Here is a 13363-nt window from a genome sequence, read left to right on the forward strand (position 1 = left end):
AGGCGCCTTTTTTATTGAACTCTTTTTATTGAACTCTTTTTATTGAACTCTTTTTATTGAACTCTGCTGATGGTTCTCGGTTCTGGACCGTTGTCTGCCAGGGGCAACCGCATATAGACCGCCCCGTCACCATACTCCACCAGCGATTTGCCGGTGTCGGCGGGCACAAACCCCTGCTTGCGCCAGAAGGCGGGGGCATCCTGAACCGCCACCAGGCCTGCATGGCGATATCCAGCATGGCTCGCGAAAGCGAGCGCCCTTGCCAGCAGCCGCTGTCCGACACCCAGGCCGCGTGCCTTGCTCGAGACAGCGAGATCGTGCAGATAGAACTCGTCGTGACCGGCCAGCGCCTTCATCGGCACCGAGAGGGGCGGGGGCTGGTGGGCACGCCAGGGGTGGCAGAGCAGGTAACCCAGCACTTTGCCCTGACGCTCGGCCACCCAGCAGGAGGCGGGGGCCAGCTCGGTTTTGTTCTGCATCACTTCGAGGGGCTCGGGTTGGAACTGGTGATAACACTCGTGCTGGATGGCCATGATGGCGGGCCAGTCTGGCGTGCGGATGGTGCGGATCGTGATCATGATGCGGGTCGGGTCCGTACTCAAACCGTGGCAAAAAGGGGTGACAGCATACCCCAGAGAACACACAAACGAAACCGGGTCACCTGTCAGCGACTCGTCAGCGAACCGGCTCCTTGCTCACGACCTTGATCAGCTGGTAGCGCAAGGAAGGGGCATCGGCCGGCACATCGGTAAGTTGCTCCTTGGTCACTTCCAGCTGGTAGCGGTAGCCCGGCTCGAAGGTGAAGCCCTCGATCTGCTGATAGAAGAGGCTCCAGTTCTCGCCCGGCTGACTGCGTACCTGCATGCACTTCATGGGGGCGACACCGACGCAGTCTGCCAACTTGTCCTGGATATAGAGGGTTTCGGTAGTCGGGGCGCTCTGGCAGGCGCTGAGCAGGAGGGCGGAGCTGAGGAGCAGGGGAGATTTCATGATGAGTGTCCTTGGCGTAAAAGGGCGCGATTAAACCTGCAAAAGAAAAGGCGGTCAATGACCGCCTTTGTAACAAACCATGACAGATCGGGCTCAGCGCTGATCGAGGGGCACGAACTCGCGCAGGGGCTGACCGGTGTAGAGCTGACGGGGACGGCCGATCTTCTGATCCGGGTCCGAGTGCATCTCGTTCCAGTGGGCAATCCAGCCGATGGTACGGGAAATGGCGAAGATCACGGTGAACATGGACATGGGGATGCCGATGGCCTTCATGATGATGCCGGAGTAGAAGTCCACGTTCGGGTAGAGCTTCTTCTCGATGAAGTAGGGGTCGGACAGCGCGATGCGCTCCAGCTCCATGGCCACGTCCAGCAGCGGATCTTTGATCTGCAGCTCGGTAAGCACCTCGTGGCAGGTTTCGCGCATCACGGTGGCACGGGGATCGTGGTTCTTGTAGACCCGGTGGCCGAAGCCCATCAGACGGAACGGATCGTTCTTGTCCTTGGCGCGGCCGATGTACTCGGGAATGCGATCCACGGAGCCAATCTCTTCGAGCATCTTGAGGCAGGCTTCGTTGGCACCGCCGTGGGCCGGGCCCCACAGTGAGGCGATCCCCGCGGCGATACAGGCAAACGGGTTGGCACCGGAAGAACCGGCCAGACGCACGGTGGAGGTGGAGGCGTTTTGCTCATGATCCGCATGCAGGGTGAAGATGCGGTCCATGGCGCGCTCGACGATGGGGTTGACCTTGTACTCTTCGGTCGGCACGCCAAACATCATGTGCAGGAAGTTGCCTGCATAGGAGAGGGCGTTGCGCGGTTGCATGAAGGGCTGGCCGATGGAGTACTTGTAACACATGGCGGCCAGGGTCGGCATCTTGGAGAGCAGACGGAAGGCACAGATCTCGCGATGCTCCTCGTTGTTGATGTCGAGGGCGTCGTGATAGAAGGCGGACAGCGCGCTGACCACGCCGCACATGACGGCCATGGGGTGGGCGTCGCGGCGGAAGCCGCGGAAGAAGAAGGCGATCTGCTCGTGCACCATGGTGTGGCGGGTGACCAGACGTTCAAATTCCGCATATTGGGTCTTGGTGGGGGCCTCGCCGTACAGCAGGATGTAGCAGACTTCGAGGTAGCTGGCCTGGGTGGCCAACTGGGCGATGGGGTAACCGCGGTGCAGCAAGACACCCTGGTCGCCATCGATGTAGGTGATGGAAGATTTGCAAGAACCGGTGGCCATGAAGCCGGGGTCGAAGGTGAAATATCCTTGCGTGCCCAGCTTTCTGACATCGATCACATCGGGTCCAACGGTACCGGAGAGGATCGGCAGTTCAACCGGCTCTTTTCCGGGCAGATGTAGGGTGGCTATCTTATCAGCCATAGCACGTCTCCTTTGCTCTTTTATAATTTGGTTCCAGCCCTACTTTATTACGACTGTTATGACGCTGGCAAAGGTTCTTACCCGTACCACGGCGGCTGGAGCGCCTTATTTGAACCAGAGAACCATGTCTTTGTCAATTTTGCTGGATGTTCATTAATGACTTGTTAAAGCTGTTGTGAGATCTGGTTTACGGTTTTGGATTTTCTGTGTAGCTATTTGATTGTCATTGGTTAAGGCCGCCGATATACTGCGCCACGTGGGTGATGGTCGTCGGTGTTTGAAACGCTTTCGCAAAGCCAGATGTGATATCGAAAATGTTATTTTTGGCTTTCCTGAGTTGTTTTGGTAACAAAAACCTAACAAATGCCACTCCTCGCCCTCAAAGCGTGTGAAAACAATAACTAACGTGCTCAATGGAGCTGAGTGGGCAAAGCCGTGAAAAACAAACAGAGACCTGTAAACCTCGACCTACAGACGATCAGCTTTCCTGTCACCGCCATCGCTTCCATCTTGCATCGTGTCTCAGGGGTCATCACCTTTGTGGCATTGGCCATCTTGCTGTGGATGCTTGGTACTTCACTCGCCTCTCCCGAAGGATTTGAATCGGTCGTTGCCATCATGGACAACTTCCTGGTCAAGTTCGTGCTGTGGGGGATCCTGACCGCGCTGGCTTACCACATCGTGGGCGGTCTGCGGCACCTGGTCATGGACATGGGCTATTGGGAAGAGCTGGAATCCGGTAATCAGAGTGCCCGTGTGGCCTTCGTGATCACCGCGGTTTTGGCGGTATTGGCGGGGGTACTGTTATGGTAACCAATTCTGCAACTTTCGGGCGCAGCGGTGTTCATGATTACATCCTGATCCGCGCCACCGCCCTCATCATGACGTGCTACGTCCTCTATCTGGTTGGCTTTGTCGCGTTCAACGACATCACCTACGAGGTGTGGACCGGCTTCTTCTCCAACACCTTCACCAAGGTCTTCACCCTGCTGACGCTCGTATGCGTCTTGATCCACGCCTGGATCGGTCTGTGGCAGGTGCTGACCGACTATATCAAGCCGGTCGGACTGCGCGGTGCGCTGCAGTTTGTGCTGGTGGTGGTGCTGTTTGTCTATGTGATGACTGGTTTCGTCGTGCTGTGGGGTGTGTAAGGTGACTATTCCAACTCGTGAATTTGATGCGGTCGTGATCGGTGCCGGTGGTGCCGGCATGCGCGCCGCGCTGCAGATTGCCCAGTCCGGCAAGAGCTGCGCCCTGTTATCCAAGGTTTTCCCGACCCGTTCCCACACGGTCTCCGCCCAGGGCGGGATCACGGTCGCCCTGGGCAATGCCCACGACGACAACTGGCAGTGGCACATGTATGACACCGTCAAGGGCTCCGATTATATCGGTGATCAGGAAGCCATCGAATACATGTGCAAGACCGGCCCCGAGGCCATCTATGAGCTGGAGAACATGGGCTTGCCTTTCTCCCGCTTTGACAACGGTACCGTCTACCAGCGTCCGTTCGGCGGTCAGTCCAAGAACTTCGGCGGCGAGCAGGCTGCCCGCACTGCGGCGGCAGCCGACCGTACCGGTCACGCCCTGCTGCACACCCTGTATCAACAAAACGTCAAGAACAAGACCACCGTCTTCTCCGAGTGGTATGCCCTGGATCTGGTGAAGAACCAGGATGGCCATATCGTCGGCTGTACCGCCATCGACATGGAGAGCGGCGAAGTCGTCTACTTCAAGGCCAAGGCCACCGTGCTCGCCACCGGCGGCGCTGGTCGCATCTATCAGTCCACCACCAACGCCCACATCAACACCGGTGACGGCGTCGGCATGGCGCTGCGCGCCGGGGTCGGCGTGCAGGACATGGAGTTCTGGCAGTTCCACCCCACCGGTATTGCCGGGGCAGGGGTACTGGTGACCGAGGGTTGCCGTGGTGAAGGCGGCTACCTGCTGAACAAGGACGGCGAGCGCTTCATGGAGCGTTATGCGCCAAACGCCAAGGATCTGGCCGGTCGCGACGTGGTGGCCCGTTCCATCATGATCGAGATCCGCGAAGGCCGTGGCTGTGACGGTCCCTGGGGCCCGCACATCAAGCTCAAGCTGGATCATCTGGGCAAAGAGGTGTTGGAATCCCGCCTGCCGGGCATCTGCGAGCTCTCTCGCACCTTCGCCCACGTGGATCCGGTCAAAGAGCCCATCCCCATCATCCCGACCTGCCACTACATGATGGGCGGCGTGCCGACCAGCGTGAACGGCCAGTGCCTGACCCAGGACAAGGATGGCAATGACGTGCCGGTGGTCGGTCTGTTCGCGGTGGGCGAGATCGCCTGCGTCTCCGTGCACGGTGCCAACCGTCTGGGCGGCAACTCCCTGCTGGATCTGGTGGTGTTCGGTCGTGCTGCCGGCATGCACCTGGTGGAGACCCTTGGCTCGATGGAGCACGGCGTGGAAGCCACCGACGCCGACATCGCCAAGGCACTGGAGCGCTTCAACCGCTGGGAAAACAACCGTGACGGGGAAGACCCGGCCCAGATCCGCAAGGACCTGCAGCGCTGCATGCAGAACAACTTCTCCGTGTTCCGGGAAGGGGATGCCATGGCAGAAGGGCTGGCCGAGCTGAAACTCATCCGCGAGCGTCTCAAGAACGCCCGTCTGGACGACACCTCCAAGGAGTTCAATACCCAGCGCATCGAGTGCCTGGAGCTGGACAACCTGATGGAGACCGCCTATGCCACCGCGGTGGCGGCGAACTTCCGTACCGAGAGTCGTGGCGCCCACAGCCGCTTCGACTTCCCGGAGCGTGACGATGAGAGCTGGCTGTGCCACAGCCTCTATCATCCGGACACCGAGTCCATGACCCGTCGCGCTGTCAACATGTCACCCAAGACCCGTGAGGCGTTCCCGCCCAAGGTCCGGACTTACTGATTGCGGAGCCAAGCACAATGAACGTCACATTCTCTGTCTACAGATACAATCCGGACGTTGATAACGTCCCGTATATGAAGGATTATCGTCTTGATATTCCTGAAGGTTCCGACATGATGGTGCTCGACGCACTGATCCAGCTCAAGGAGCTGGATCCCACGCTCGCCTTCCGCCGCTCCTGCCGCGAAGGGGTATGTGGATCTGACGGTCTCAACATGAATGGCAAGAACGGTCTGGCCTGCATCACGCCGCTCTCCGATCTCTTGAAGAAGGGCAGCAAGGTCGTCATTCGGCCCTTGCCCGGTCTGCCGGTGATCCGGGATCTGGTGATCGACATGACCCAGTTCTACACCCAGTGGGAGAAGGTCAAACCCTTCCTCATCAACGACGAAAAACTGCCGCCCGTGCGTGAGCACCTGCAATCCCCCGAAGAGCGCGCCAAGCTGGATGGCCTGTACGAGTGCATACTCTGTGCCTGCTGCTCCACCTCTTGCCCCTCCTTCTGGTGGAACCCGGACAAGTTCATCGGTCCGGCCGGCCTGCTCGCCGCCTATCGCTGGCTGGCGGACAGCCGCGATACTGCGGCCAGTGAGCGACTGGGCAACCTGGATGACGCCTTCAGCGTGTTCCGCTGCCACGGCATCATGAACTGCGTGAACGTCTGTCCCAAGGGCTTGAACCCGACCAAGGCCATCGGTCAGATCAAGTCGATGTTGCTCAACCGGGCCGTGTAGTATCGGGGCCAGGGCGCCTTGCGCCGGGCCCGACCTCTGGATAGCCATCCCGCCCCGGGATGGCTATGACCCTACAAGCTGCAGTGCAGCGAACAAGATGTACAAGGGATAGAAATGCATAACGGCGTGATGAAGGCCTGGTTGGAGTCATCTCACCTGGCTGGTGCGAATGCAAGCTACATTGAGGATTTGTACGAATCCTTCCTGGAAAACCCCGACTCCGTTGCCGACGAATGGCGCAGCCTGTTCCAGTCGCTGCCCCAGGTCAACGGACATGCAGTAGAACAACCCCACTCCCAGGTTCGCGACTATTTCCGCCGCCTGGCCAAGGACTCCTCCCGTTACAGCGCTCCCGTCTCCGATCCCCAGGTGGATGCCAAACAGGTTCGCGTACTGCAACTGATCAACGCCTTCCGCTTCCGCGGTCACCAGAACGCCAACCTGGACCCCCTGGGTCTGTGGCAGCGCGAGCCGGTCGCCGAGCTGGATCCGGCCTTCCACAACCTGCAAGGTGCAGACATGGAGGCCACCTTCAATGTGGGCTCCTACGCCATCGGTCGCGAGACCATGGTGCTCTCCGATCTGTATGCCTCGCTGAAGAAAACCTATTGCGGCAGCATCGGCGCCGACTACATGCACCTCACCTCCACCGAGGAGAAGCGCTGGCTGCAAGACAGGCTGGAATCCATCGAAGGGAAGGGCAACTATACCCTCGAAGAGAAGACCCGCTTCCTCGAGAGCCTGACCGCCGCCGAAGGGCTGGAAAAATACCTGGGTGCCAAGTTCCCGGGGGCCAAGCGTTTCTCCCTGGAAGGGGGCGATGCCATGGTGCCCATGCTCAAAGAGCTTATTCGCCGCGCCGGTGAGCAGGGTTGCAAGGAAGCCGTCATCGGCATGGCCCACCGTGGTCGCCTCAACGTGCTCATCAACGTGCTGGGCAAGCGCGCCCAGGACCTGTTCGACGAGTTTGCCGGCAAGCACGGCGAATCTTGGGGCACAGGGGACGTGAAGTACCACATGGGCTTCTCCTCCGACTTCGCCACCCCGGGCGGCAACGTCCACCTGGCGCTCGCCTTCAACCCGTCTCACCTCGAGATCGTCAACCCCGTGGTCATCGGCTCCGTGCGTGCCCGTATGGACCGTCGCGGTGACAAGGACGGCTCCAGCGTCCTGCCCATCACCATCCACGGTGACTCCGCCATCGCGGGGCAGGGGGTCGTTGCCGAGACCTTCAACATGTCCCAGACCCGTGCCTATGGCGTGGGCGGCACGGTGCGCATCGTCATCAACAACCAGGTGGGCTTCACCACCTCCTATATCCGTGACCTGCGCTCCACCGAATATTGCACCGACATCGCCAAGGCGGTGCAGGCCCCTGTGCTGCACGTCAACGGGGATGACCCGGAAGCCGTGGTGCTGGTGACCCAGATTGCCCTGGATTACCGCAACACCTTCAAGCGCGACGTGGTGATCGAGCTGGTCTGCTACCGTCGTCACGGCCACAACGAGGCTGACGAGCCGAGCGCGACCCAGCCCCTGATGTACCAGAAGATCAAGCAGCACCCGACCCCGCGCAAGATCTACGCCGATCAGCTGATCGCCGAAGGAGCCATCGCGCCGGAGCTGGCCACCACGCTAGTCAACGACTATCGCGACACCCTGGATCGGGGCGAGCGGGTGAGCAAGGAGTGGCGCCCCATGGAGCTGCACTCCGTGGACTGGACGCCGTATCTGGGTCACGACTGGGCCATGGCCTATGACAGCACTGTGCCCATGGATCATCTGAAGGCCCTGGGTGAGCGCATCAGCCAGTACCCGGCGACCCATGTGCTGCAACGTCAGGTCGAGAAGATCTACGAAGACCGTCGCTTGATGGCCGCCGGTGAGAAGCTGGTGGACTGGGGCTTCGCCGAGACTCTGGCCTACGCCACCCTGGTGGACAAGGGATCCCGCATTCGCTTTACCGGGGAAGACTCCGGCCGCGGTACCTTCTTCCATCGCCACGCCGTGCTGCACAGTCAGACCGATGCCAGCACCTACACTCCGCTGTGCAACCTGCATGACGAGCAGGGCCCGTTCGAGGTGTACGACTCCGTGCTGACCGAGAACGCGGTCCTGGCGTTCGAGTATGGCTACGCCAGCGCGGAGCCGGCCGGTCTCACCATCTGGGAAGCCCAGTTCGGTGACTTCGCCAACTGCGCCCAGGTGGTGGTGGATCAGTTCCTCTCCTCCGGCGAGCAGAAGTGGGGCCGGATGTGTGGCCTGACCATGCTGCTGCCCCACGGTTACGAGGGTCAGGGCCCGGAGCACTCTTCCGCCCGTCTGGAGCGTTACCTGCAGATGTGCGCCCAGCACAACATGCAGGTGTGCGTGCCCTCCACCCCGGCGCAGGTGTTCCACATGCTGCGTCGCCAGGTAGTGCGCCCCATGCGCCGTCCGCTCATCGTGATGACGCCCAAATCCCTGCTGCGCCACCCGCTGGCGGTGAGCAAGCTCGAAGAGCTGGCAGAGGGCACCTTCCAGAACGCCATCGGCGAAATCGATGCGCTGGATCCCAAAGGCGTCAAGCGCGTGGTCTTCTGCTCCGGCAAGGTCTACTACGACCTGCTCGATGCCCGTCGCAAGGCGGAGCAGCAGGACGTGGCCCTGGTACGGATCGAGCAGCTCTACCCCTTCCCGGAAGAGGAAGTGCGCGCCATCCTGGCCGATTACAGCCATGTCACCGACTTCGTCTGGTGTCAGGAGGAGCCGCAGAACCAGGGCGCCTGGTACAGCACCCGTCATCACTACGACAGCGTGCTGCCAAGCCATGCCCGTCTGCGTTATGCCGGTCGCCCGGCCTCGGCCTCACCGGCTGTCGGTTACATGTCCGTCCACGCCAAGCAGCAAAAAGCCCTGGTGGAAGACGCCCTTACCCTGGAATGAACGAGTTGTGGATGAGAGGGCCCGTGTCGGGATCCTCTCTGACCTGGAACAAGCCTGCTGGCCAAGAAGTAACAAGGAACTGATTACATGACTATCGAGATCAAGGTACCGGACCTGCCGGAATCAGTGGCGGATGCCACCATCGCGACCTGGCACAAGAAACCGGGTGATCTGGTTGCCCGTGACGAAGTGCTGGTTGACATCGAAACCGATAAAGTCGTGCTGGAAGTGCCCGCGCCGGAAGCCGGCGTACTGGGCGACATCCTGCAGAGCGAAGGGGCCACCGTGCTCTCCCGCCAGCTGATCGCCATGCTCAAGCCGGCCCCCGTTGCTGGTGAAGCGACCAGCGAAAAGCCGGTGGAAGCCGTGGCCGATGACGCTGCCGATGGCCTGAGCCCTTCCGTGCGCCGCATGGTGGCCGAGCATGACATCGACGTCGCCAAGCTGACCGGCACTGGCAAGGGTGGTCGTGTCACCAAGGAAGACGTGGAAGCCTTCATCAAGAATCTGGGCAAGGCTCCGGTGGCTGCGCCGACTGCTGCCACTCCCGTGGCTGCCGCACCGGTCGCGCCGCTGGCCGGTCGCACCGAGAAGCGTGTGCCCATGACCCGTCTGCGCAAGCGCATCGCCGAGCGTCTGCTGGAGGCCAAGAACACCACCGCCATGCTGACTACTTTCAACGAGATCAACATGGCGCCCATCATGAAGCTGCGCAAGCAGTACGGCGAGATCTTCGAGAAGAAGCACGGCATCAAGCTCGGCTTCATGTCCTTCTATGTGAAGGCCGTGGTCGAATCCCTCAAGCGCTACCCGGAAGTGAACGCGGCGCTGGACGGTGACGACATCGTCTACCACAACTACTTCGACGTCAGCATCGCCGTCTCCACCCCCCGTGGTCTGGTGACCCCGGTGCTGCGTGACTGCGACAACATGAGCCTGGCGGACATCGAGAAGGCCATCAAAGACCTGGCCGGCAAGGGCCGTGACGGCAAGCTGACCGTGGATGAACTGACCGGCGGCAACTTCACCATCACCAACGGTGGCGTGTTCGGCTCCCTGATGTCCACCCCCATCATCAACCCGCCCCAGAGCGCCATTCTGGGCATGCACAAGATCCAGGACCGCCCCATGGCCGTCGACGGCAAGGTCGAGATCCTGCCGATGATGTACCTGGCGCTCTCCTACGATCACCGCATCATCGACGGCCGCGAGTCCGTGGGCTTCCTGGTCTCCATCAAGGAGCTCCTGGAAGACCCGACCCGTCTGCTGCTGGATGTCTGAGCAAGCGTGACTGAAAGATAACGAGGGGCCGCCCAGGCCCCCATTCACAGGGGATTGAGAAACACGAGCCCCGGACGGAAATACCTACAACACGGATAGAGCATCTATGAATCTGCATGAATATCAGGCAAAACAGCTGTTTGCCGAGTATGGCCTGCCGGTCTCCGAAGGTTATGCCTGTGCCACCCCGCAGGAAGCGGCCGAAGCGGCCGACAAGATTGGCGGCAACACCTGGGTCGTCAAATGCCAGGTCCACGCCGGTGGCCGCGGTAAAGCGGGCGGCGTCAAGCTGGCCAAGAGCAAGGACGAGATCCGCGCCTTTGCCCAGAACTGGCTCGGCAAGAACCTGGTGACCTATCAGACTGACGCCAATGGTCAGCCGGTTACCAAGATCCTGGTGGAGTCCTGCACCGACATTGCCAAGGAACTGTACCTGGGCGCCGTGGTCGACCGTGGCTCTCGCCGCGTGGTCTTCATGGCTTCCACCGAAGGTGGTGTGGAGATTGAGAAAGTCGCCCACGAAACCCCGGAACTCATTCACAAGGCGGCCATCGATCCCCTGGTAGGCCCGCAGCCTTATCAGGCCCGCGAGCTGGCCTTCAAGCTGGGTCTGGTCGGCGATCAGATCAAGCAGTTCACCAAGATCTTCATGGGCCTGGGCCAGATGTTCCTGGACTGCGATTTCGCCCTGCTGGAGATCAACCCCCTGGTCATCACCGACAAGGGCAACCTGCACTGCCTGGACGGCAAGATCAACATCGACGCCAACGCCCTGTACCGTCAGCCCAAGCTGCGCGAGATGCACGACCCGTCCCAGGATGACCCCCGCGAAGCGCACGCCGCCCAGTGGGAGCTGAACTATGTGGCGCTCGATGGCAACATCGGCTGCATGGTCAACGGCGCGGGCCTGGCCATGGGCACCATGGACATCGTCAACCTGCATGGCGGTTCCCCGGCCAACTTCCTGGACGTCGGCGGCGGCGCCACCAAGGAGCGCGTGACCGAGGCCTTCAAGATCATCCTCTCCGACAGCAAGGTACAAGCCGTGCTGGTCAACATCTTTGGCGGCATCGTGCGCTGCGACATGATCGCGGAAGGCATCATCGGCGCCGTCAAGGAAGTGGGGGTGAAAGTGCCCGTGGTGGTGCGTCTGGAAGGCAACAACGCCGAACTGGGTGCCCGTAAACTGGCCGACAGCGGCCTCAATATCATCGCCGCAACGAGTCTGACTGACGCAGCTCAACAAGTGGTAAAAGCAGCGGAGGCCAAATAATGAGCGTTCTGATCAACAAAGACACCAAGGTGATCTGCCAGGGCTTTACCGGCGGTCAGGGTACCTTCCACTCCGAACAGGCGATTGCCTACGGTACCCAGATGGTCGGCGGCGTCTCCCCGGGCAAGGGTGGCACCACTCACCTCGGCCTGCCGGTGTTCAACACCGTCCGTGACGCCGTGGAAGCCACCGGCGCCACCGCCTCCGTCATCTATGTGCCGGCGCCGTTCTGCAAGGACGCCATCCTGGAAGCCATCGATGCCGGTATCAAGCTCATCGTCACCATCACCGAAGGCATCCCGACCCTGGACATGCTGGACGTCAAGGTGAAGCTGCAGGAAACCGGCGTGCGCATGATCGGCCCCAACTGCCCGGGTGTCATCACCCCGGGTGAGTGCAAGATCGGCATCATGCCCGGCCACATCCACAAGCCGGGCAAGGTGGGCATCGTCTCCCGCTCCGGCACCCTGACCTATGAAGCGGTCAAGCAGACCACGGATGAGGGCTTCGGCCAGTCCACCTGCGTCGGTATCGGTGGCGACCCCATCCCGGGCTCCAACTTCATCGACATTCTGGAGATGTTCCAGAATGACCCGCAGACCGAAGCCATCGTGATGATCGGCGAGATCGGCGGCAACGCCGAAGAGGACGCGGCTGCCTACATCAAGGCCCACGTCACCAAGCCGGTGGTCTCCTACATCGCGGGCGTCACCGCCCCGGCTGGCAAGCGCATGGGTCATGCGGGCGCCATCATCGCCGGTGGCAAAGGCACCGCGGCCGAGAAATTTGCCGCCCTGGAAGATGCTGGCGTGAAAACCGTGCGCTCCTTGGCCGATATCGGCAAAGCCCTGCGTGAAGTAACCGGCTGGTAAGTTTTTCCCCGGTTATCTCAGATAGCAAAATGCCGCCCTAGGGCGGCATTTTTTACAGTTCTAGTTGTCACATAGGCATGTGCAGTACCGATTTGTAAAGAAGCTAAATTTTGATTATTTGTTCAGAAAATGAGTATTCGCTCAAAGACGTAATGAACCCTGTATTGTTTCATCCTCCCGAGCGTTGCAAACAGGAGCACTTCCTACAATTTGTAAAAAAGCTTCCTTTGAGGATATAGCCTTCTCGAGCAAGCCACGTCTGTGAAGTGACATATAGAGCGCAACAGAATAGGCTTGACAGTTTATCGAACGCTCGGGGTTGAACTCTATATCAGTAAAGGCTGAATAATCTAATAGTTGTGCTGTCAGATTGGTGTTTTTTTTCAAAGCGTTTATATATAGCCAATCATAGAAAGCTGTCTGTGGCTCCAATCCCCATTCAATGCCAAAGAACCGGAATCCAATTAGCCGGCCAGACGAACGAATCCTCTCATCTTTCTTGGCCTCACGTGAGGTCATGTCGAAAATATCGAGAAATGGACCGCCATGTTCGAAAATCTTACTCCCCTGAAACGCACACTCAACGCTTGTTGTACGGCTGTATTTGATGGTGGTAAAAGTTAGATTGAAAGCGCTGAGGGCGATGCCTAGTTCTTCACGTGATTTGCTGGAAACCTCGAGTACTCTATTGATACCAACCATTTTACAGGCAGAAGCATGAAGCGAATCGATAGATTTTTGCTTCTGAGATACAGCCAAACCAGAAAACCATTGGAAGTCAGTAGATTCTGTCCTGACTAATACCGGGCCTTCTGTTGTCGGAATGAATACGGGTCTTTTTGCCATGGGTATCTACTCATACTTACGAGAGTATCCTCGTGATGCAAACATGCCTTTATTGTTTGTACAGATCTAGTTATCACCTGACACCGGCCTCAAACCGGTGTCTTGTTTACGCTACTTTAGTGCGCACTTCCTTCGGTATCAAT

Annotated in this window: 12 protein-coding genes; 8 read left to right on the forward strand and 4 right to left on the reverse strand. The window is 59.6% G+C overall.

Annotated elements, in window-relative coordinates:
- Window positions 1-53: 53 nt before the first annotated feature.
- From PG879_RS14685 to PG879_RS14695, 3 genes are all read right to left on the reverse strand, one after another.
- Entirely contained in the window at window positions 54-578 is a 525-nt protein-coding gene (locus PG879_RS14685; RefSeq protein ID WP_201997502.1) for a GNAT family N-acetyltransferase, read from the reverse strand.
- A 97-nt stretch (window positions 579-675) separates the two neighbouring features.
- A complete protein-coding gene (locus PG879_RS14690) occupies window positions 676-990 on the reverse strand; it encodes a DUF4377 domain-containing protein (protein WP_201997503.1) in 315 nt (104 codons plus the stop codon).
- A gap of 93 nt (window positions 991-1083) precedes the next feature.
- Entirely contained in the window at window positions 1084-2370 is a 1287-nt protein-coding gene (locus tag PG879_RS14695; RefSeq protein ID WP_010674492.1) for a citrate synthase, read from the reverse strand.
- Window positions 2371-2793: 423 nt separating this feature from the next.
- Here PG879_RS14695 and sdhC point away from each other — a divergent pair, with 423 nt between their 5' ends.
- The 8 genes from sdhC (at window position 2794) to sucD (ending at window position 12374) form a co-directional block, all read left to right on the forward strand.
- Complete coding sequence (sdhC, locus tag PG879_RS14700; RefSeq protein ID WP_210600548.1) at window positions 2794-3183, forward strand: succinate dehydrogenase cytochrome b556 subunit; 390 nt, start codon at window positions 2794-2796, stop codon at window positions 3181-3183.
- On the forward strand, window positions 3177-3521 hold the full coding sequence (sdhD, locus tag PG879_RS14705) for a succinate dehydrogenase, hydrophobic membrane anchor protein (RefSeq protein ID WP_010674495.1): 345 nt from the start codon (window positions 3177-3179) through the stop codon (window positions 3519-3521). The genes sdhC and sdhD overlap by 7 nt, the downstream gene beginning before the upstream one ends.
- A 1-nt stretch (window position 3522) precedes the next feature.
- Complete coding sequence (sdhA, locus tag PG879_RS14710; RefSeq protein WP_029314421.1) at window positions 3523-5289, forward strand: succinate dehydrogenase flavoprotein subunit; 1767 nt, start codon at window positions 3523-3525, stop codon at window positions 5287-5289.
- Between the two features lie 17 nt (window positions 5290-5306).
- Window positions 5307-6023 carry a succinate dehydrogenase iron-sulfur subunit gene (locus tag PG879_RS14715; RefSeq protein WP_010674497.1) on the forward strand — a complete coding sequence of 239 codons (717 nt, stop codon included), beginning with the start codon at window positions 5307-5309 and terminating at the stop codon, window positions 6021-6023.
- 114 nt (window positions 6024-6137) lie between these two features.
- Window positions 6138-8948, forward strand: coding sequence for a 2-oxoglutarate dehydrogenase E1 component (gene sucA, locus PG879_RS14720; protein ID WP_010674498.1), 2811 nt, complete (start codon window positions 6138-6140; stop codon window positions 8946-8948).
- A gap of 87 nt (window positions 8949-9035) precedes the next feature.
- On the forward strand, window positions 9036-10229 hold the full coding sequence (gene odhB / locus PG879_RS14725; RefSeq protein ID WP_041211356.1) for a 2-oxoglutarate dehydrogenase complex dihydrolipoyllysine-residue succinyltransferase: 1194 nt from the start codon (window positions 9036-9038) through the stop codon (window positions 10227-10229).
- Window positions 10230-10335: 106 nt separating this feature from the next.
- On the forward strand, window positions 10336-11502 hold the full coding sequence (gene sucC, locus PG879_RS14730; protein WP_005300220.1) for an ADP-forming succinate--CoA ligase subunit beta: 1167 nt from the start codon (window positions 10336-10338) through the stop codon (window positions 11500-11502).
- Window positions 11502-12374, forward strand: a complete 873-nt coding sequence (gene sucD, locus PG879_RS14735; RefSeq protein WP_005300222.1) for a succinate--CoA ligase subunit alpha — start codon at window positions 11502-11504, stop codon at window positions 12372-12374. The genes sucC and sucD overlap by 1 nt, the downstream gene beginning before the upstream one ends.
- Before the next feature lie 141 nt (window positions 12375-12515).
- On the opposite strand, the gene PG879_RS14740 is transcribed toward sucD, so the two are convergent.
- Window positions 12516-13220: a DarT1-associated NADAR antitoxin family protein gene (locus tag PG879_RS14740; RefSeq protein WP_257711151.1), complete on the reverse strand. Its 705-nt coding sequence runs from the start codon at window positions 13218-13220 to the stop codon at window positions 12516-12518.
- Window positions 13221-13363 lie beyond the last annotated feature (143 nt).

This window comes from Aeromonas sp. QDB63, assembly GCF_027707425.1.
Lineage (GTDB): Bacteria > Pseudomonadota > Gammaproteobacteria > Enterobacterales > Aeromonadaceae > Aeromonas > Aeromonas caviae.

What these genes read in the sequence shown, in the direction of transcription:
- PG879_RS14685 (WP_201997502.1), bottom strand. Translation starts at nt 578, where the DNA reads ATGATCACGATCCGCACCATCCGCACGCCAGACTGGCCCGCCATCATG.
- PG879_RS14690 (WP_201997503.1), bottom strand. Translation starts at nt 990, where the DNA reads ATGAAATCTCCCCTGCTCCTCAGCTCCGCCCTCCTGCTCAGCGCCTGC.
- PG879_RS14695 (WP_010674492.1), bottom strand. Translation starts at nt 2,370, where the DNA reads ATGGCTGATAAGATAGCCACCCTACATCTGCCCGGAAAAGAGCCGGTT.
- sdhD (WP_010674495.1), top strand. Translation starts at nt 3,177, where the DNA reads ATGGTAACCAATTCTGCAACTTTCGGGCGCAGCGGTGTTCATGATTAC.
- PG879_RS14715 (WP_010674497.1), top strand. Translation starts at nt 5,307, where the DNA reads ATGAACGTCACATTCTCTGTCTACAGATACAATCCGGACGTTGATAAC.
- sucA (WP_010674498.1), top strand. Translation starts at nt 6,138, where the DNA reads ATGCATAACGGCGTGATGAAGGCCTGGTTGGAGTCATCTCACCTGGCT.
- odhB (WP_041211356.1), top strand. Translation starts at nt 9,036, where the DNA reads ATGACTATCGAGATCAAGGTACCGGACCTGCCGGAATCAGTGGCGGAT.
- sucC (WP_005300220.1), top strand. Translation starts at nt 10,336, where the DNA reads ATGAATCTGCATGAATATCAGGCAAAACAGCTGTTTGCCGAGTATGGC.
- sucD (WP_005300222.1), top strand. Translation starts at nt 11,502, where the DNA reads ATGAGCGTTCTGATCAACAAAGACACCAAGGTGATCTGCCAGGGCTTT.
- PG879_RS14740 (WP_257711151.1), bottom strand. Translation starts at nt 13,220, where the DNA reads ATGGCAAAAAGACCCGTATTCATTCCGACAACAGAAGGCCCGGTATTA.